This is a genomic window from Paractinoplanes ferrugineus (assembly GCF_016862195.1).
GTDB classification, from domain to species: Bacteria; Actinomycetota; Actinomycetes; order Mycobacteriales; family Micromonosporaceae; genus Actinoplanes; species Actinoplanes ferrugineus.
Genome location: NZ_BOMM01000005.1, coordinates 1 through 20345 on the forward strand (window position 1 = coordinate 1; position 20345 = coordinate 20345).

The window sequence follows — 20345 nt, forward strand, 5'->3', positions numbered from 1 at the left end:
AAGATCCCCGTCCCGCCCCGCGCAAGATCCCCGTCCCGCCCCGCGCAAGATCCCCGTCCCGCCCCGCGCAAGATCCCCGCACAGTCGCCGACAAGATCATCACCCCGCCCCGCGCAAGATCCCCAGACACCGCCCGCAAGATCACCCATCCCACCGCTCGCAAGATCCGTTTCGCCGGCCGGATGATCCGTGCGCTCGACGCTCCGCGGGCCTGAAGATCGCTGCCCGCCGCATGGCCGCGCCCGCCGCATGGCCGCGCCCGAGTCGTGGCCGCGTTCGCGTCATGCCCAAGCCCGCCTCATGGCCGCGCCCGCACGATGCCTGTGTTCGGCTGCGCGATGGCTGTGCGCGCACGCGATGCCTGCGTTCGGCCACGCGATGGCCGCGTTCGTTCGCGCACGGCGGCACGGGGGCCGCAAGATCGTTGCGCTCGGCTGCATGATCGCCATGCGGGCGGTGCCAAATCCGTCGTCGGGCTGGGCGATGCGATCACGGCTTGGGGCTTGCCGGGCGGTCGGATGTCGGTTTCGCGGAACCCGGGGCGTCGGGTCCCTGCCTGGAGGGACGCGTGGGGTTCGCGGAGGTGCGGGTGGCGAGTGCGCTGCCGGGATAGGCAGCGTGACCGCGAGGTGGGTGAGTGTCGAGTTGCGGTGTTACTGAGGGCATCGACCGAGTCGCAGACCCGGGGCAGTCGGTCAAGACGTGGGCAAACCGGCAAAGAAAACATAAGGCCCGGTAAGGGCCGCGAGGGTGGCATGATTCACTGAGCTTGCGGCCGGGTCCGCCGCCGCACGGCTTGACGGAGCGTGGGTATCGGCGGACTATGGAGGTGTCGCCAGTCGCGCCCACTCATGCCCATAGGTAAGCAGTCTCATGTTGGGCATGGGGCATCTGCACCTAAGACCACAGGGTTTTTTGGCCTCGGCCGCGGGTGCATGAGTCTGTGCTCACGCGTGCCCGTGTGCATAGATGTGTGGTGCTTGCTGGGCGCGCGCTGCAGGCGCGTGGTTCAAAACACCCAAAGAAGCAGTGCTTCTCAAGGAGTCACCATGGCGAAGGCCCTCTTTGGCCACGTAGGTGCAGCGCCCGATCGGCGTCTGCTCGACGAGGTCACCCGACTGCGTTCCAGGGTTCAGTCTCTGGAGTTCGAGATCACCCGCCTCCGGGCGGACAATGATCGTCTCGCGGCTGCCGCCGCTGAGGCCGACGACCTCCTGCGGCTCACCGAGCCGGCGCTGACCTGAGTTCCACCCGCCGAGACTTGGCGGTCGATCCCCCCAGCAGTGAGTAGTCCAGCACCAAGAAGCTCGGCACAGCTGTTCAGCACCAAGAAGTAACGCACCCCGCGCGCCTCCACTCCGTGGCGGCGCGCATCTTTTTGTCCGATTTTCCCGGGTTGACCTTGCCGTGCGCGCCGTGCCAGGCCCGCGGACCCGGGTGCGGGTAGCCTGCTTGCCAGCCATCCGTTGCCGACCCTCGGAGATCCGTGCACCTCAAGAGCCTGACGGTCAAGGGCTTCAAGTCCTTCGCCTCCGCCACGACGCTGCGTCTGGAGCCGGGCATCACCTGTGTGGTGGGCCCCAACGGCTCCGGCAAGTCCAACGTCGTCGACGCCATCGCCTGGGTTCTCGGCGAGCAGGGCGCCAAGGCACTGCGCGGCGGCAAGATGGAGGACGTCATCTTCGCCGGGACCTCCGGCCGGGCGCCGCTGGGCCGCGCCGAGGTGACGCTCACGATCGACAACAACGACGGGGCCCTCCCGATCGAGTACACCGAGGTCTCGATCACCCGGCGGATGTTCCGCGACGGCGCCAGCGAGTACGAGATCAACGGCAACGCCTGCCGGCTGCTCGACATCCAGGAGCTGCTCAGCGACTCCGGCATCGGCCGGGAGATGCACATCATCGTCGGGCAGGGCCGGCTCGACGCGATGCTGCACGCCAAACCCGAGGACCGCCGTTCCTTCATCGAGGAGGCGGCGGGCGTACTCAAACATCGCAAGCGCAAGGAAAAGGCCATCCGCAAGCTCGACGCGATGCAGGTCAACCTCAACCGGTTGACCGACCTCACCGCCGAGCTCCGCCGCCAGCTCAAGCCGCTCGGCAAACAGGCCGAGGTGGCCCGCCGTGCCGCCGGCATCCAGGCCGACCTGCGTGATGCCCGGCTCCGGCTGCTCGCCGACGACCTGCACACGCTGCGCACCACCCTGGACCGGGAGATCGCCGACGAGTCGGCGATGCGTGACCGCCGCCAGCAGGTGGAGGCGGAGAACCGCGAGATCCAGCGGATGCTCGCCGAACTCGAGCACGCGCACGCCGAGGACGCGCCGTTGCTGCAGGCCGCCCAGGACACCTGGTACAAACTGGCCGCGCTGCAGGAACGTTTCCGCTCCACCGAGCAGCTCGCCAGCGAGCGGCTGCGTCACCTCGCCGCCACCGGGGACGAGGACCGGCCCGGCCGCGACCCCGACCAGTTGGTCGCCGAGGCCGAGCGGGTGCGCGAGCAGGAGGAGGAACTGCGCGAGGCGCTCACCGACGACCAGATGCGGCTGGCCGAGGCGGTGGAGAACCGGCAGGACCTGGAACGGCAGCTGGCCGCGGCCGAGGGCGCGCTGCGCAACGCCGCCAAGGCCATCGCCGACCGCCGGGAGGGCCTGGCCAAGCTGACCGGCAGCGTCAATGCGGTCCGCGCCCGTACGTCCAGTGTCGCCGAGGAGATCGAGCGCCTCGCCACCGCGCACACCGACGCCCTGATGCGCGCCGAGGCCGCCCAGGGTGAGGTCGACGCGGTGGCCGCCGAGTCCACCGAGGCCGACCGGGACAACGTCGAGCTCGACGAACGGCACGCCGAGGCGCAGGCCGCGCACGACCGGGCCGCCGCCGTGGTGCGTGAACTCTCCGACGCCGAACGGGCGGCCGAGAAGGACGCGGCCAGTTGGAAGGCGCGCGAGGAAGCACTCGCGCTCGGTCTGCAGCGCAAGGACGGCGCGGGCGCTCTGCTCGCCCGGCGCGACCAGGTGCCGGGCATGCTCGGCGGGCTCGCCTCGCTGCTCACCGTCCGGTCCGGGCAAGAGGCCGCGATCGCCGCCGCCCTCGGCTCCCTCGCCGACGCCGTCGCACTCTCCGGTGTGGACGAGGCGATTGAGGCGATGCGTACGCTCAAGATCGCTGACGCCGGGCGGGCCGCGCTCGTCGTCGCGTCGCCCGCCGCCCCCGGCATGCAGGGCTCCCTGGAGTCGCTGCGCCCGGCGACGCCCGACGGCGCGGTCTGGGCGCCGGAGGCCGTCGACTGCCCCGAGCAGATCCGGCCCGCGATCAACCGTGCCCTGCGTGACGTCATCCTGGTCCCCGACCTCGGCACCGCCGCCCAGGTGGTGGCCGGCAACGCCGAGCTGCGCGCGGTCACCCCCGACGGTGACGTGCTCGGTGCGTTCGCCGCGGCCGGCGGTTCCGGCAAGGCCACCAGCTATATCGAGGTGCAGGCCGCGGTCGACGAGGCCAAGGCCAACCGGGCCACCGCCGAGGAGGCGATCGGGCAGCTCAAGAGCCAGCTGGTGGACGCCCGCGCGGAGGTCGCCGAGCGCAAGGACGCGGTCGGTGTGGCCGCCGCCGCCAAGCGCGCGGCCGAGGGCGAGCGCAACGCCGCCGCCCGCCGGCTCGCCGAGCTGGGGGCCGCCGCCCGCTCCGCCAAGGCCGAGAGCGAGCGCCTCGGCGCGGCCCGGCAGAAGGCCGAGGCGGCCCGCGAGAACGATCTGATGCGCCTGGCCGAGCTGGAGGAGCGCCTCGACCTCGCCGAGTCGACCCCGCTCGACGAGGAACCGTCCACCGAGGAACGCGACACGCTCGCCGCCCTGGTGCCCCAGGCCCGGCAGAACGAGATGGAGGTCCGGCTCGCCGTCCGTACGGCCGAGGAACGCGTCTCCTCCATCGCCGGCCGCGCCGATTCGCTGATGCGCCAGGCCAACGCGGAGCGGCAGGCCCGGGAGCGGGCCGCGGCTCGCCGAGCCGCCCGCGCCCGCGGCGCCGAGATCGCCAAGGCGGTCGCGCTCGGCGCGGCCACCGCCCTGCTCCGGGTCGAGATGTCGCTGGCCGACGCGGTCGAGGCCCGTGACGAACTGGCCCGGGCCCGGACCGCCCGCGAGGCCGAGCTGCAGGAGGTTCGCGCCGCCGCCAAGCGGCTGGTCGCCGAGCTGGAGCGGCTCACCAGCGAGGTGCACCGGGACGAGATGGCCCGCGCCGAGCAGCGGCTGCGCATCGAGCAGCTCGAGGCCAAGGCGGCCGAGGACTTCTCGCTCGATGTCGACACGCTGATCGTCGAGTACGGGCCCGAGCAGCTGGTGCCGCCGAGCGCGGCCGAGACCGCCCAGGCCGAGAAGGACGGCAAGCCGGAACCCACGCCGGCCCCGTTCCACCGGCCGACCCAGGAGAAGCGGGCCAACAAGGCCGAGCGTGACCTCCAACTGCTCGGCAAGGTCAACCCGCTGGCGCTCGAGGAGTTCGCGGCGCTGGAGGAACGTTTCAAATTCCTCTCCGACCAGCTGGAAGACCTCAAGGCCACCCGCAAGGACCTGCTCACCGTGGTCAAGGACGTCGACGAACGCATCCTCGAGGTGTTCGCGTCGGCGTTCGAGGACACTGCCCGCGAGTTCCAGGCCGTCTTCCAGGTCCTGTTCCCGGGCGGCGAGGGCCGGCTCGTGCTCACCGACCCGGAGGACATGCTGACCACCGGTGTCGAGGTCGAGGCCCGCCCGCCGGGCAAGAAGATCAAGCGGTTGTCACTGCTCTCCGGCGGCGAGCGTTCGCTCACCGCGGTGGCGATGCTGTGCGCCATCTTCCGGGCCCGCCCCTCGCCCTTCTACATCATGGACGAGGTCGAGGCGGCCCTCGACGACGTCAACCTCGGCCGGCTGATTACGCTCTTCGAGCAGTTGCGGGAAAAGAGCCAGCTGCTGATCATCACGCACCAGAAGCGCACCATGGAGGTAGCCGACGCCCTCTACGGCGTCACCATGCGCGCCGGGGTGACCCAGGTGATCAGCCAGCGACTCAAGAAGGAAGAGGAATAGCCGGTATGCCACCGCGGGAACGCGCCCAGGCCCTGCTCATCGACCTGGACGGCGTTCTGCGTCGCTGGGACCCGACCCCGATGATCGCCGTCGAGGTCGCTTACGGCCTGGAACCGGCCGCCCTGCTCGAGACCTCGATGTCGTGGGACATCTACCGCCCCGCGGTCGCCGGCGAGATCACCGACGCCGAGTGGATGGGGCTGGTGTCGTCCCGGTTGCCGATCGACCCGGACCGGGCGGCCGAGGCGGTGGCCAAGTGGCAGGACTACCGCGGCGAGCCCGACCCCGACGCGCTGGCGTTCGTCCGCGAGGTGCGCGCGGCCGGCCGCAAGGTCGGTCTGGCCACGAACGCCACCGACCGCCTGCGCCCCGATCTGGCGGCCCTGGGCCTGGCCGACGAGGTCGACGTGGTGATCAGCTCGTGGGAGCAGAGGCTGCACAAGCCGGCGCCGGAGTTCTTCGCGCGGGCCTGCGAGCTGATCGGTTACCCGCCGAAGCAGGTTCTCTTCATCGACGACGACGACCGGGTGGTGCGCGGTGCCCGGGCCGCGGGGTTGTCGGCGTACCGCTGGAGCGGCCCGGAGCACGTGGCCTACCTGCGTAAGGCGCTGGACCTGCCGGAGTAGCGGGGAGCGGCGGGTCAGTCGCCGGTCCGGCCGTCGATGCGCTCGCGGAGGAAGTCGGCGTGGCCGTTGTGGCGGGCGTACTCCTCGATCATGTGGATGTAGACCCAGCGCAGGCTCATGGTGTGGCCGCGCGGGCTGGTGAACTCGTGCTCCAGCGGGAGGCCGGCCACCGCGCGGTCGGCGGCGGTCAGTTCGGCCCGGAAAGCGGCGAGGTCGGCGGCCGGGTCGGCGTCGGCTACGTCGTCGAAATCGCCGTCGTTGTTGTCCGCGGAGCTGTAGAGGCCGCCGGCGTCGGGGAGACCGGCCGCGCGCACCACGAACCAGCTGCGCTCGACCTCGGTCATGTGCCGGACCAGGCCGAGCAGGGTCAGGTTGGACGGCTCGACGGCGGCCGTCCGGAGTTGCTCGGCGGTCAGCCCGGCGCATTTGGTGAGCAGGGTCTGGCGCTGCCAGTCCAGCCAGCCCTGGAGCATCTCGCGCTCGGGGCCGGTGAGGGGTTCACTTTCGCGTTGCGCTTCGGGTGCGATCCAAGTGTTCATCGATCCGGACCGTAGCCGACCTCGGCCACCTCGAACAGGTCGCCTTCCTTGCTGGTGCCCTCCACCCGCACGACGGCCCGCCGGCCGTCCAGGCGCAGCGTGCTGACGGCGTTGCCGAAGTAGGGTCCGGCCAGGCGACTCCAGGTCCAGGCCGGGCGGCGCACCCCGGCGGACCGGGCCAGGCCGCGCACGCCCTTCGCGGCCGCTCGGGACCAGCTGAAGCGCATCAGCGGGCGCATGAACCCCGGGACCTGATTGTGTACGGGCGAGCAGGTCAGCTGCATGACGGGGGTGCTCAGCGGCTCACCGAAGTCGGCCCGCGCGACGTACGAGTGGTGGACGTCGCCGGAGAGCACCGAGATGGTGGCCGGCGCCGCGTACGCCCCGCCCGCGCCGACCCGGTGTGTCGGTGCCCCGTCGCCGCCCTCGGCCAGCCGTTTGAACAGCTCGCCCAGGGCCGCGAAGGACCGGCCGAACGCCGCCCAGTGCTCCAGGTCGAAGGTGCGCCGCATCTTCTCGGCCAGGGCCGCCACCCGGGGGTTGCCGGAGTCGGCGGTGCGCTCGTTCCAGGCCTCCAGGTGGTGGATGGCGGGGGGCATCAGCCACGGCAGCGAGGACCCGACCACCAGGTGGTCGTAGTCGCCGTGGGCCTGGTCGACGAACCACGCCCACTCGTGGCCCGGCAGCATCTCGCGGGCGCCCGGGGTGAGCACGCGGTTGCAACGGTTGTCGAGCATCACCAGCCGGGTTCGGCCCAGGTCGAGGGCGAAACTCCACTGGTAACGGTCGGCGGTGGCGCTGTCGACCGTACGGCCGAAGTCGTGCAGCAGAACTGTGGCGTCGCCGGCCGTGGTGACCTTCTGGAAGAGCGGGTCGGCGTCGAGCTCGGCCGGCTCCAGGTTGCCGAGGTGCTGGTAGACCCAGTAGGAGGCGAGACCGCCGGCGATCCGCTCGATCCACCACGACTCGGCGGCCATGTCGCGGCGCCACGACTCGGAGGTGTTCCAGTCGTCGATCAGCTCGTGGTCGTCGAAGATCATCACGCTCGGCACGGTGGAGAGCAGCCAGCGGATCTCCGGGTCACGCCACGACTCGAGGTAGAGCTTGGTGTATTCGTCGAAGGTCACCACCTGGTCGGCCGGACCCTGGTGGCCGGCCGCCCGGCGGCGCTTGAGGAAGCGTTTGACCTTGGTCGAGGTGTTGTCGGCGTAGACCTGGTCGCCGAGCAGGACGATCAGGTCGGGGCGCAGGTCGGGGTTCTGCGGGTCGGTCATGAGACGACGCGCGTAGGCGTCGAGGGCGTCCGGCGGCAGGCGGCGGGCGGTCGCCTTGGGCGTCGCCTCGCGACACGATCCGAAGATCAGCCGGACCGGGACGTCCTTCTCCAGCTCCGGGCGGGTGCGGATGACCGACGGCGGGAACGTCGACTCGGCCGACGGCCAGACCGGGCGATCATCCAGGTGTACGCGGTAGGAGCTGGCCGCGTCCGGCGTCAGGCCGTCGACGACCACGAGCGCGTAATGATGCCCGTACGCCGAGAAGGTCGACGCCGAGCCGGAACCGCCGCCTTCCGCCTCGATTCGCACGGTGGCCGGCTCGGTTGTCTCCACCCAGATGGTGGCTCGATCACCGACCACGCGTCGCAGGACAGGGCCGATGAGCAGATGTGCGGTCACCGTGGGGAGAGCCTTCCACGCGGTTGTCGGGGGCGCTCCATCCTCCGTCAGAGAAGCCGGATGGCGCCACTCGTCCGGCCGACCACACGCGCCGACGGCTCATCTGTCAGGATTTCAGCCATGGAATACGTGGTCGCCGCAGTCATCCTGCTCGTCGTCCTGGTGGCCGGTGCCGTCGGCCTGATGGTGCCGCGGATGCGCCGCCGTGAGCTGCCCCCGCAGGCGGGCGGTGGAACCACGACCCTGGAGCGTCCCACCGAGGACGAGATCCCGCCCCTGGTCGTGCCCGCGGAGGCGGACGAGGGCCTGCCGCCGCTGATCGAGGAGCCGCCGGTCCTCGAGACCGAGCGCAAGCCGGAGCTCGATCAGCCGGAGCCGACCGCCGGCCGGTTGGTGCGGCTGCGCGCCCGGCTGGCCCGCTCGCAGACCGTGCTGGGACGGGGCCTGCTCAGCGTGCTGTCCCGCGATCACCTCGACGAGGACGCCTGGGAGGAGATCGAGGACAGCCTGATCAGCGCGGACGTCGGGGTCGAGGCCACCCAGGCGCTCGTCGAGCGGCTGCGGGAGCGGGTCCGGGTGCTCGGCACCCGGACGGTCGCCGAGGTGCGCGCCCAGCTGGCCGAGGAGCTGACCGCGGCGCTCGAGCCCGACATGGACCGCACGCTGCGCACCGAGCCGCACGAGGGCCGCCCGGCGGTGGTGCTGGTGGTCGGGGTCAACGGCGCCGGCAAGACCACCACCTGCGGGAAGATCGGCCGGGTGCTGATCGCCGACGGGCGCAGCGTGCTGTTCGGCGCGGCCGACACGTTCCGGGCGGCGGCCGCCGAGCAGCTGGCCACCTGGGGTGAGCGGGTCGGCGCCGAGACGGTGCGCGGGCCGGAGGGCGGCGACCCGGCGAGTGTGGCGTTCGACGCGGTCAAGCGGGGCATCGACACCGGCATCGACACGGTGCTCATCGACACCGCCGGCCGGCTGCAGAACAAGGTCGGTCTGATGGACGAGCTCGGCAAGGTCAAGCGGGTGGTGGAGAAGCACGGCCCGGTCGACGAGACCCTGCTGATCCTCGACGCGACGACCGGTCAGAACGGTCTCGAGCAGGCTCGCGTGTTCACTGAAGTGGTGGATGTGACAGGCGTCGTACTGACGAAGCTGGACGGCACCGCGAAGGGCGGCATCGTCATCGCCGTGCAGCGCAAGCTGGGGATTCCCGTCAAGCTGGTGGGTCTGGGCGAGGGCCCGGACGATCTGGCGCCGTTCGAGCCGGGCGCGTTCGTCGAAGCGTTGCTTGGCTCCGACAGCTAGTCTCGAAGTTCACGAGTGAGCCAGACGTCGGGGAGGCCGTGGGTGACGCAGGAGCCGGTGCGGGAGATCCCGCTCCACGGCGGCAACGTCAGCACGGTCTCGCGCATCGGCGACACCGTCCGGCGGAATACCGGTCCGTGGACGCCCGCAGTGCACGCGCTGCTCAACCACCTCGAGCGGGTGGGTTTCACCGGGTCGCCGAGCGCCCTCGGGGTCGACGAGAAGAACCGTGAGGTCCTCTCCTACCTCGACGGCGAGTGCGGCGAATATCCGCTGGCCCCGCACTGGGTGACCGAGGAGGCGCTGGTCACGGTCGCGACCATGCTGCGCATGTTCCACGACGCGCAGTACGGCTTCGTGCCGCCGCCGGGTGCGGTGTGGCGCTCGTTCGGGCCGCCTCCGCCGGACACCGAGGTGATCTGCCACCACGACGCCGCGCCGCACAACGTGGTCTGGCGGCCGGACGGCACGCTCGCCCTGATCGACTTCGATCTGGCCTCGCCGGGGGCGCGTATCTACGACGTGGCCTACGCGGCGTGGACGTGGGTGCCGCTGTTCAGCGATCGCGACTCCTACACGCTTGGCTGGAAGCGGCCCAACCGGCCGCGCCGCCTGCGACTGTTCGCCGACGCCTACGGGTTGATCCCGCGGGACCGGCACCGGCTCGTGCGCACCATCCGGAAGCGGATCGTCGACCACGTCGAGGGCATCCGGCGGATGGCGGCGGCCGGCGACCCGGCCTTCGTCCGAATCGTGCACAAGGGGCATCTGCGGCGTCCGATGCGTGATCTGCGGCTGCTCGATTACGAACGTCACACGCTCGAATACGCACTTCGGTGATCGGCTGTTGACAATGCCGCGTCCGGATCTTGCGCTCCGGGAAGCGGTAATTGCACCAGTTCACGGCGTTTCGCCGCCGGGGCTGTGAGAGTTTCTTCACACGTACGAAACAAGCCGTGACGCGTTGGAAATCGCGCGTAGACCATGCGTGAAACAGCGGACCGGAACGCTTTGGCCCGAACCCGGCCGCTGGCGACGCTGCCCTGTGGAGCTGGGGGAGGACACCAAAAAATTCCGAGAGGAGGCAGCGTGGAGATCAACGCCGGCAATACTGTCTGGTTGCTCCTGTCGTCTGCGCTCGTTTTGCTCATGACCCCCGGTCTGGCGCTGTTCTACGGTGGCCTCAACCGGTCCAAGGGCGCCCTGAACATGATGATGATGAGCTTCTCGTGCATCGGCATCATCTCGATTCTGTGGTCGCTCTATGGCTTCTCACTCGCTTTCGGCTCGAACGACAGCGACGGCGTGAACAAGTTCATCGGTAGCTTCAGCCAGTACTTCGGTACCGGCACGAGCTGGCTGCCGGAGATCTGGGGCACCACGGGAATCCCGACGTACGTCTTCATGGCCTTCCAGATGATGTTCGCCATCATCACGGTCGCGCTGATCAGTGGCTCGCTCTCCGACCGCCTCAAGTTCGGCGGCTGGGTGATCTTCGCGATCGCCTGGTTCACCCTGGTCTACGTCCCGGTCGCGCACTGGGTGTGGGGTGGCGGCTGGATCGGCGCCCACCTGCACGCGCTCGACTTCGCCGGTGGTACGGCCGTGCACATCAACGCCGGTGCTGCCGCGCTCGGCGTGATCCTGGTTCTCGGCAAGCGCATCGGCTGGCCGCGCGAGAACATGCGTCCGCACAACGTTCCGTTCGTGGCCCTCGGCGCCGGCCTGCTGTGGTTCGGCTGGTTCGGCTTCAACGCCGGCTCCGAGCTGACCGTCGACGGCACCGCCGCCGCCGCTTTCGTCAACACTCAGCTCGCCACCGCCGCGGCGCTCGTCGGCTGGTGCGTCGTGGAGTGGCTGCGCGACGGCAAGCCGACCATGGTCGGCGCGTCCTCCGGTGCGGTTGCCGGTCTGGTCGCGATCACCCCGGCCTGTGGTTTCGTCGCCCCGCTGCCGGCCGCCCTCATCGGCATCATCGCCGGTGCGGTCTGTGCCCTGGCCGTCGGACTGAAGTACAAGCTCGGCTACGACGACTCGCTCGACGTGGTCGGCGTCCACTTCGTCGGCGGATGGATCGGCTCCCTCTCGATCGGCTTCTTCGCCACCACCCAGGTCAACTCCGCGATCACCGACGCGCTCGGTGCCAAGGAAGGCCTGTTCTACGGCGGCGGCGCCGAGCAGCTTTGGCGTCAGTTCGCCGGCAGCGCGGTCGTCACGGTCTACTCTCTCGTCATCGCCGCGGTGATCGCGTTCATCCTCAAGGCCGTCAAGGTCCTGCGGGTCAGCGACGACGCGGAGATCGGCGGCATCGACATCGCCGACCACGGTGAGACCGCGTACGACTTCACTCCGGCCGGTGGCTCGGGTGGCGGCGGCGCGTTCGCGATGGCCGGTCTCAAGCCCGGTGCTGGGGTCGACGCTGACGGCAAGGCCGACGTCAGCCAGAAGGTTGCCGGTTAAATTCCCGTATGACTGCTCCGAAAGAGGGACTGAGCATGAAGCTGGTGACCGCGGTCATCAAGCCGTACCAGCTCGACGCGGTGAAGGAAGCGCTGCACGCGCTCGGCGTGACCGGCTTGACCGTGAGCGAGGTACAGGGCTACGGACGGCAGAAGGGCCACACCGAGGTGTACCGGGGAGCCGAGTACACGGTGGAGTTCCTGCCGAAGATCAAGGTCGAGGTGGTTACCGACGAGATCGACGTCGACAAGATCGTCGACGCCGTCGTCACCTCGGCGCGGACCGGAAAGATCGGTGACGGGAAGGTCTGGGTGACCGCCGTCGAAGAGGTCGTCCGGGTCCGTACCGGCGAGCGCGGTCTCGACGCGCTCTGAGATGAACAGAATGTCTGGTGAGCCGCCCTTCGTGCCGGCGGGCGGCTCCCCTGACAAGCTCCGTGCGCACATCGGCGCCGCGGCCCGGGAGAACCGGGCCGCGGCGATCGATTCGTGGCTCACCGAGATCTTCCCGGCGCACGTCCCCGGCGTCAGCCTCGTCGCGGTCGGCGGGCTCGGCCGGCGGGACTGCGCCCCCTACAGCGATCTCGACCTCGTGCTGTTGCACAACGGCACGGCCGGCATCGACCGGATCGCGTCGGCCCTGTGGTACCCGATCTGGGACGCCCGGCTCGGCCTCGACCACTCCGTGCGCACCCTGCCGGAGGCGCTGTCGGTCGCGCACGACGACGTCAAGGTCGCGCTCGGATTGCTCGACGCCCGGCACGTGGCCGGCGACGCGACCCTCTCCGGCGAACTCGCCGCGGCGGCCGGCGACCAGTGGCGGCGCACCGCCGTCCGCCTGCTCTCCCAACTCAAGGACCTGACCGCCAGCCGCTGGGCCAGCCACGGCGAACTCGCCTTCCTGCTCGAGGGCGACCTCAAGGAGGCGGCCGGGGGCCTGCGCGACGTCACGATCCTGCGCGGCATCGGCCGGGCCGGGGTCGCCGACACCATGCGACCCGCCGTGCGAGCCGCCTGCCTGCGCCTGCTCGACACCCGCGACGCCCTGCACCTCGCCGTCGGCCGCAAGGTCGACCGGCTGGTCGCCCAGGAACGCGGCGCGGTGGCCGAACTGCTCGAGGTCGACGACGGGGACGTGCTGCTGCGCCGGGTCGCCGGGGACGCCCGCACGATCGCGCACGCGGTCGACGACGCCTGGCGGGCCGTCGACCGGCTCCGGGCCGGGCGCCGCCGCGGCCAGATCCCCGGGTCGACCGTTCGCCGGCCGGTCGCGCGCGACGTGGTCGAGCAGGACGGGGAGCTGGTGCTCGCCCGTACGGCCATCGGCCCGGTCCCGGATCCCAGCCTTTCCCTGCGGGTGGCCGCCGCGGCGGCCACCGTGCGGCTGCCGATCGCCCGCGCCACCAGTGAGTGGCTCGCCGCGTTCTGCCCGCCGCTGCCCACGCCCTGGCCCGCCGCCGCCCGGGCGGCCCTCGTCTCGCTGCTCGGCTCCGGCCCCGGCCTGCTGCCGACCTGGGAGACCTGCGACCGCTACGGCCTGATCGACGCGTGGCTGCCGGAGTGGGCCCGGATGCGCAGCCTGCCGCAGCACCACCCGGTGCACCGCTTCACCCTCGACCGGCATCTGGTGCAGGCGGCCTACGAGGCCACCGCCTACGCCCGCACGGTGGACCGCCCCGACCTGCTGCTGATCGGCGCGTTCCTGCACGACGTCGGCAAGGGGCTGCCCGGGGACCACAGCATCGTGGGCGCGCCGATCGCCGGCGAGATCGCCTCCCGGATCGGCCTGCCCCCGGCCGACGTGGCCACCATCGAGAAACTGGTGCGGCTGCACCTGCTGCTGCCCGACGTGGCCACCCGCCGTGACCTGAGCGACCCGGTGACCATCTCGACGGTGGCCGAGAAGGTCGGCGACACCGCCACCCTCGACCTGCTGCACGCCCTCGCGCTGGCCGACTCGCACGCCACCGGCCCGGCCGCCTGGTCGGACTGGAAGGGCCGGCTGATGGCCGAGCTGGTGCGCCGGGTGCACACCGCGCTCGACACCGGTGAGCTGCCCGAACCGCCCGCCGCCGACGCCGAGCTGCTCGACGGCGACCTGCCGGCGGTGCATCTGGACGGCGACCGGGTGGCGGTGGCCGCGGCGGATCGTCGGGGCCTGCTCGGCGCGGTGGCCGCCTGCCTGGCGATGCACCGGCTCGACGTGGTCGGGGCGAACGCGTCCACCGTCGACGGCCGGGCCATCGTCGAGTTCTTCACCCAGCCGCGCTACGGCTCGCCGTACGACCCGGTGGCACTCGCCGCCGATCTGCGCCGGGTCGCGGCCGGGGACGTGTCGGTCACCCAGCGGGTGCGGGCGCGGGCGATGAGTGCCCGGGGCGGCACCGCCGAACCGCGCGTGGTGTGGCAGCGTGACGTGGCCACCGACGCGGCCGTGCTGGAGTTGCGCGCCGCCGATTCGGCCGGGTTGCTCTACCGGGTGGCGACGGCCCTCGACGAGGCGGGCGCGACCGTACGGGCGGCCCGGATCTCCACTCTTGGAGGTGACGTGGTGGACGCGTTCTACCTGGTCGGCTCGTGGGCGGAGCAGGCCGAGCGGGATCGCGTCGAGGCGGCGGTGCTGGCCGCGGTCTGAGGGGGAGCGTCACTCCGACAGCCGCGGCGGAGTTGGTCGGAACATGCCCCACTTATCCGATCTGCTCGATGATCACATCAGGGCGATCGGCCCCCGGCTGCGTCTGGCGCTCACCGCCACCGCCTCGCGCAACCGCTCCCTGGACGCCCGCGTCCTGATGGTCCGCGCCGCCCTGGGTGACGCGGGCACGCTCGACGACCTGCTGGCGGCGGCCCGGCGGGGCGACCGGCGCTGGCTGCGCCGCCGGCGGCGCAAGGCGGATCCGGGGCTGCTGGCCGCGGTCGCCCAGATCATCGCGTTGCAGGAGCAACTGCCGGGGGACCGGGAGGACGCGCTCGCGCTCTACGACCTGGTGCGGCGGGTCTTCGGACCGTGGGCGCTGTCGCCGGGCAACCAGGCGCTGCACGCCCAGATGGCGCTGACCCACGAGGGGCCGGAGAAGGCGAAGAAGCTGCTCAGGCGCTATTGGCGGATGGGCTCGGCGGCCCGGACCGCGCTGCGCCTGGACGTCCTCAACCCCTTTGTGCGGGCGAATCCGGCGCCGCCCTGGCTGAGCGAGTTCCAGGCGTTGCTGCCCGCGCCCGGTCCGGTGGTGGGTGACGGTGACGGGGCACCGTTCGACCGGCTGGCGGCGCCGGCGGTGGAGCGGATCGACGCCACGCACCGGGTGTCGGTGGTGGTGACCTCGTTCAAGCCGGATCGGGGCCTGCTCACCGCGGTCCGGTCGATTTTGGCCCAGAGCTACGCCAACGTCGAGATCATCATCGTCGACGACGCGTCGCCGCCGGAGTACGACGAGGTGCTGCACGCCGCGACCGCGCTCGGCGACCGGATCCGGCTGGTCAAGCTGGCGGTCAACGGCGGCACCTACGCCGCCCGCAACGCCGGGCTCGACACGGCCGGCGGCGAGTTCGCGGCCTTCCAGGACTCCGACGACTGGTCGCACCCGCGCCGCCTCGAACTGCAGGTGGCGCCGATGCTGGCGGACCGGCGGGTGGTCGCCACCACCTCGGACGGGCTGGCCGTCACCGATCAGCTGTTGCTGACCCGGCCCGGGGTGCGCAGCGGGCGCTTCAACCCGTCGTCGCTGATGATCCGCCGCACCGCGGTGCTGTCCCGGGTCGGCTACTTCGACCGGGTGCGCAAGGCCGCCGACAGCGAGTACATCGGCCGCATCCAGGCGGCCTTCGGGCAGCAGCGGGTGCGGCACCTCGAGACGCTGCCGCTCGCGCTGATCCGGCTGTCGGCCGGGTCGCTGTCACGCTCGGAGATCAAGCCGCACTGGATGCACCCGGGGCGCACCGCCTACAGCTCCGCCTACCTGCGCTATCACCAGCTGATCACGGCCGGGGTGGCGTCGCCGGTGCGGCCCGCGGACGGGACGGGGCGGCCCTTCGCGGCCCCCGGTCACCTGCTCGGCGCCGACCCCGAGCAGGTCGCCGGATATGACGTGGTGATGGTGGCCGACTGGCGCTTCATGGAGAGCGCGCAGTGGAGCGCGGTCGACGAGATCGAGGCGCTGCGGGCGGCCGGGCTGCGGGTGGCGCTGCTGCACCTGGAATCGCCCCGAGCGGTCTACCTCAAGCGGCAGCCGATCGCCGCGCCGATCCAGGATCTGATCAACGCGGGGGCGGTCGACCGGGTCGCGACGGAGCTGGTCGAGGCCGGGATCGTGGTGGTGCGCCAGGCCGCGGTGCTGCAGTTCACCGACGGGGTGACCAGCCGGGTCACCGGGGCGCGGGTGATCGTCGTGGCCGACCGGGCGCCGGTTCGGCAGAACGGCACCGACCATCGCTACGACCCGGTCACGTGCACCGCCGCGGCGCGGCGACTTTTCGGATCAGACCCGCTGTGGGTTCCGCAGGATGCCGGCGTGCGCGCCGGTTTGCGTACGCGAAAGGGGGTGACCCTCGCCGAGTTCGACTTCCCCGCCGTGCTCGCCGTGCCCGGCTGGGTCGCTGTTCGCTCCGGGGCCTCGGGGCCGGCGGTCGCCGGCACCGATCTCGCCGACGCCGCCGCCTGGCCGCCCGATCTCGCCGCCGCCCTGGCCGCCTTTCACCGCCTGCCCGACGTCGACGTGCGCGTGCGACTGCCCGACCGGCCCCGCACCGAGACCGGCCCGGCCGAACCGCACCGGGCGCTGCCCCGCACCTGGCTCGGTTACGAGGCGGCCGACCTCGAACCGCGCCCGTTCCTGCACCAGCTCGACTTCTATCTGCACTTCCCGCCGCCGGAGAGCGTCGAGTGCTACTCCCGGCCGGCCATGGAGGCGGCCGCGATGGGCTGCGTGGTGATCATGCCGGAGCGGTACGCGGGGCTCTACGGCGACGCGGCCGTCTACTGCGGGCGCTCCGAGATCGCCCCACTGATCGCCCGGTACCGCGCCGATCCGGCGCTCTACGCCGAGCAGAGCCGCCGGGCCCGTGAGGTGGTCGCCCGGACCTGCGATCCGGCGCCGTTCGTCGCCCGGATCATGGAGCTTCTTCCCGTAACGGCCGACTCGACGGGTGCGTTACCGATGTTGTGAAGGTGAAGCTGAAGAGGCTGGTCAAAGCGCTGCTCGGCCTTTCGTCCAGGCAGATCGCCGGTCTTGCGGTGATGGTGGCGGTCGGCGCCGGTGTGGTGATGGCGTCGGCGGCCGGCCGGGCCGCGCTCGCCACCAGCCTGCTCGCCCTGCTGGTGGTGGCGGTGACGGCGGGCGTGGTCCATCTGTCCCGGCGCATCCGCGGGGTCCACCGGTCCACCCAGGAGGCAGTGCGTGACCTGCGGATCGTCGTCGAGCAACTGCAACGCCGGGTGATCGCCTCGGTGGAGAAGGAACGTCTGGCCGCCGGCGACCGGCATCAGGAGCTGACCGAGGCCCTGGCCCGCACCGAGCGGCTCACCGGCCGCGGTGCCGAACTGCTGCTGCGTGAGCAGAACCAGGAGACCGAGGCGCTGTTCCAGCTGTTCCAGCAGGTCAAGCCGCGGGCGCCGATGCCGGCCGGTGGCACGCTCAACCCGACCGACCTGCTCGGCCTGCTCGCTGTCGTGGCCGGCCGGCAGCCCGGGTTCACCGTGGTGCTGGGCGGGGGGCCGGCCACGATCTGGCTCGGCTACGGGCTGGAGGCCGCCGGTGGGCGGCTGGTCGCGGTCGACCACGACCAGAAGCGGGCCGAGGACACCCGGCAGATGCTGCGCGATCACGGTCTGGACCGGGTCGAGGTGCGGTACGCGGTGACGGCCGAGCTGACCGTCGACGGACGCACCGTCGACTGGTACGACGTCGACGCGCTGGACGGCCTCAGCGGCATCGACCTGCTCGTGGTCGACGGCACGGCGGCGCCCGGCGGTGAGGCCGTGGCGCCCGCCCTGCACGTGCTCGGCCGGCGGCTGGCCGACGGGGGTGCCGTGGTCGTGGACGAGGTGCCGGGCCGGGTGGCGCCGCGGCAGAGCACGTTCGGCCTGACCGAGCAGCGCCGGTTCGCCGGCCGCTGGACCACGCTGGCGCATCCGGTCGCACCGGTCACGAGCGGGAAGTAACGCGACCCCGCCGCGGGGGACGGCGGGGTCGCGGGTCGCGGGAGGCAGGGGAATCTCCCGCGACCAGCCGGTCGGGGGACCGGCTGTTCAGCTGTCGTACAACCGCAAGAATCGGTTGCCGAACGGCCCGCTTTACCCGCGCGTCAGTTGCCCTTGGGTTGCCAACAGGGCCGCCCGCTCCGCGTACAGCTCGTGGCCGTGGTTCCGGCGCACATATTCCGGCCCGCGGGCGGCCTGGGCCCGCAACGCCGTCCCGTTCTCGTGCAGGGCGCGCACCGTCTCGGGCACCTCCTCCGGCTCGCAGTAGACCGCCGCGTCGCCGAACGTGGCCGCGTAGCGATAGGGCAGCAGCACCACGCAACCGGCCGCCAGCGCGGCCAGCACGTCCGGGTCGGGGTCGGCGGGCGAGTCGGGCCGGGGCAGGGGCAGGTAGAAGTCGACCTGGTAGAGGAAGTTGCGCAGGCTCACCTCGTCCCGGCGGTAGACCAGCCAGGCGCGCGGCAGCCCGAACCGGCCGAACGCCCGCCCGGCCGAGCCGTCGTCGTCGAGGAGCCGCACGTCCACCCGGCTCGAATCGGGCAGCTCCTTGCGCAGCCGCTGCCATTCGGCCCGGCCGCCGTAGCAGCGACGGCCCACCACCGGCCGGTCGGCTCGGGGGCCACGCCGGTCCAGCCGCCATTGGGTGGGGTCCACCGTTCCGGGCAGGTCCACGGCGGTGAGCAGGTCGCCGGGGGAGCCGGTGGCGAGCGGGTCCTCGGCCAGGGCGGCGCTGAGCAGTCGGCGGCCGTCGGGGCCGGCCGGCGCCCAGAGCGGACGGCGGCCGAACAACCGGCGGGCGCCGGCCGCGGCCGAGCGCGAGATCGCCGACGACTCGATCACCACGCGCTGCGCCCGGATGCCGCTGGCCAGGTCGGGGGCGTGCGACAGCACCCGGGCCGAGCGGGCCACCACCAGCCGGGTCCGCACGTCGTCGGTCAGCTCGACCTGGGTGATCTCCCCAGAGTTGATCAACTCCTGGACCGCCGGGTCGAAGTTGCGCGGCCCCTGCCGCAGGTTGGCCAGCTCGTCGAGGTGCACCAGGGCGGCCCGCAGGCCGCGCTTGTCCAACGCCCGGAGCTGTCCGATCCCGGCCGCGCCGGCCCGCCCGTCGGTGGTCCAGTCGCCGGCCAGCAGCACGTCGTAGGCGCGGGCGCCGGTCTCGCCGCGGATCCGCCGGGGGGCGACGAAGGCCCGGGGCTCGCGGGGCGTGGCCGTACCGGCCTTGATCCGGTCGTGCCAGGCCTGGAAGGCCGACAGGTAGGAGCGGCGGGCCGGGTGCATCCAGCCGACCTTGTAGTCGGCGCTCGACAGCGAATCACGGCTGAGCCGGATCAGGGCCAGGGCCGAGTCGGCCAGGTGGACGGTGGCCGGGCGACCGAGGACGGCGCGGGCCCGTTCGACGTACTCGGCGTCGGCGCCCTTGCGGACCGGGTCGAGGTAGCCCACGTCGCGCAGGGCCTTCTCGCGCCGGAACATCAGCGAGGACAGGTTGTAGGAGCGGATCTGCGGCACGCCCGGCCGGGTCAGGACGAGGTCGGGGGTGACTCGGATGCCGGCCGAGGTGGTGGAGAAGACGGCCTCGTCGGCGAGCAGCGGGGCGACCTGTTTCTCCAGCCGGAGCGGGTGGGACCAGTCGTCCGAGTCCTGGAACGTCACGAAGTCGCCGGTGGCGGCGTCCAGGCCGGCGTTGCGGGCCACATAGGTGCCGCCGTTGGTGACCATCCGGATGATCCGGACCCGCGCGTCGAGCGCGGCGGCCGCCCGCAGCACCGGGTCGAACTGCGGCGGCGAACCGTCGTCGATCACCAGGATCTCGTGGTTCGTCCAGGTCTGCGCGACCAGCGAGCGGACCGCCGTCAGCAGCGAGCGGTCGGGACGCCAGGTGGTGACGATGGTGGTGATGCGGGCGGGGTGGCCGGTGCGCTGGGCGGCGCCGGTGGTCAGGCGGTCGAGGACCTCCCCGGGTCCGGCCTCGACGCGGACCGCCGGGTGCGGCAGGAGCGTGGCGAAGTCCCAGCCCGCGCCGGTGCCGCCGGCGTGCGGGTTGGCCAGGTCGAGGCGGACGGCGGTGCGGATCGACTCGGCCACGTCCGGGTATTCGTCGAGCAGCGCGGCGGCCAGGACGCGATCTCCCACCGCGTACGCGATCTGGACGTGCAGCCCTTGGTGTTCCGGCGCGATGGTGGCGGCCCGGCGCAACCGGTCCAGGATCGCCAGCGCCCCGTCCTGGTCGTCGGGCCGCAGGTCCTGCAGTGCCAGGACCCGGGCCAGTTCGCCGGCCGGCCAGGGCTCGACTGCCGCGCCCGCGATCACCGCCTCGGCCGACGAGGCCCCCGCCGCGCGAGCGAGGGGCCCGCGTGCGGCTACCGAGCGGGCCTGTAGGGCCGCCACGGCCAGCGGGTCCGGTCCGGGTGTCATCGGCTTGTCTCCTTCTGCGTGACTCCTAGTCTTAACGAGCCAGTGCCCTGGGTGAATTGTCCGT

14 protein-coding genes are annotated in these 20345 nt (G+C 72.0%); 11 read left to right on the forward strand and 3 right to left on the reverse strand.

What is annotated here, in order from left to right:
• The 4 genes from Afe05nite_RS04700 to Afe05nite_RS04715 all read left to right on the forward strand — a co-directional run.
• On the forward strand, positions 1-215 hold a 215-nt coding region (locus Afe05nite_RS04700; protein ID WP_203815719.1), incomplete at its 5' end, for a hypothetical protein.
• Positions 216-1049: 834 nt separating this feature from the next.
• Positions 1050-1244 carry a hypothetical protein gene (locus Afe05nite_RS04705; RefSeq protein ID WP_203815720.1) on the forward strand — a complete coding sequence of 65 codons (195 nt, stop codon included), beginning with the start codon at positions 1050-1052 and terminating at the stop codon, positions 1242-1244.
• Positions 1245-1486: 242 nt separating this feature from the next.
• Entirely contained in the window at positions 1487-5065 is a 3579-nt protein-coding gene (gene smc / locus Afe05nite_RS04710) for a chromosome segregation protein SMC (protein ID WP_203815721.1), read from the forward strand.
• Positions 5066-5070: 5 nt separating this feature from the next.
• On the forward strand, positions 5071-5691 hold the full coding sequence (locus Afe05nite_RS04715) for an HAD family hydrolase (RefSeq protein WP_203815722.1): 621 nt from the start codon (positions 5071-5073) through the stop codon (positions 5689-5691).
• A 14-nt stretch (positions 5692-5705) separates the two neighbouring features.
• Here the strand turns inward: Afe05nite_RS04715 and Afe05nite_RS04720 are convergent, their stop codons facing one another.
• Together Afe05nite_RS04720 and Afe05nite_RS04725 are read right to left on the reverse strand one after the other, a co-directional pair.
• On the reverse strand, positions 5706-6230 hold the full coding sequence (locus tag Afe05nite_RS04720) for a DinB family protein (protein ID WP_203815723.1): 525 nt from the start codon (positions 6228-6230) through the stop codon (positions 5706-5708).
• Positions 6227-7906, reverse strand: a complete 1680-nt coding sequence (locus Afe05nite_RS04725) for an alkaline phosphatase D family protein (RefSeq protein WP_203815724.1) — start codon at positions 7904-7906, stop codon at positions 6227-6229. Before Afe05nite_RS04725 ends, Afe05nite_RS04720 begins: the two co-directional genes overlap by 4 nt.
• A gap of 120 nt (positions 7907-8026) precedes the next feature.
• Between Afe05nite_RS04725 and ftsY the strand changes: the two genes are divergently transcribed.
• The 7 genes from ftsY (at position 8027) to Afe05nite_RS04760 (ending at position 17824) form a co-directional block, all read left to right on the forward strand.
• A complete protein-coding gene (ftsY, locus tag Afe05nite_RS04730; protein WP_203815725.1) occupies positions 8027-9208 on the forward strand; it encodes a signal recognition particle-docking protein FtsY in 1182 nt (393 codons plus the stop codon).
• A 15-nt stretch (positions 9209-9223) separates the two neighbouring features.
• Positions 9224-10048 carry a phosphotransferase gene (locus Afe05nite_RS04735; RefSeq protein ID WP_203815726.1) on the forward strand — a complete coding sequence of 275 codons (825 nt, stop codon included), beginning with the start codon at positions 9224-9226 and terminating at the stop codon, positions 10046-10048.
• Between the two features lie 249 nt (positions 10049-10297).
• Entirely contained in the window at positions 10298-11668 is a 1371-nt protein-coding gene (locus Afe05nite_RS04740; RefSeq protein ID WP_275407443.1) for an ammonium transporter, read from the forward strand.
• A gap of 35 nt (positions 11669-11703) precedes the next feature.
• A complete protein-coding gene (locus tag Afe05nite_RS04745) occupies positions 11704-12042 on the forward strand; it encodes a P-II family nitrogen regulator (RefSeq protein WP_020517993.1) in 339 nt (112 codons plus the stop codon).
• Positions 12043-12052: 10 nt separating this feature from the next.
• Complete coding sequence (locus tag Afe05nite_RS04750) at positions 12053-14302, forward strand: [protein-PII] uridylyltransferase (RefSeq protein ID WP_239117554.1); 2250 nt, start codon at positions 12053-12055, stop codon at positions 14300-14302.
• Between the two features lie 43 nt (positions 14303-14345).
• A complete protein-coding gene (locus tag Afe05nite_RS04755; RefSeq protein WP_203815729.1) occupies positions 14346-16829 on the forward strand; it encodes a glycosyltransferase family A protein in 2484 nt (827 codons plus the stop codon).
• 2 nt (positions 16830-16831) lie between these two features.
• On the forward strand, positions 16832-17824 hold the full coding sequence (locus Afe05nite_RS04760) for a class I SAM-dependent methyltransferase (RefSeq protein ID WP_203815730.1): 993 nt from the start codon (positions 16832-16834) through the stop codon (positions 17822-17824).
• Positions 17825-17956: 132 nt separating this feature from the next.
• Here the strand turns inward: Afe05nite_RS04760 and Afe05nite_RS04765 are convergent, their stop codons facing one another.
• Positions 17957-20281, reverse strand: a complete 2325-nt coding sequence (locus Afe05nite_RS04765; RefSeq protein WP_203815731.1) for a glycosyltransferase family A protein — start codon at positions 20279-20281, stop codon at positions 17957-17959.
• Positions 20282-20345 lie beyond the last annotated feature (64 nt).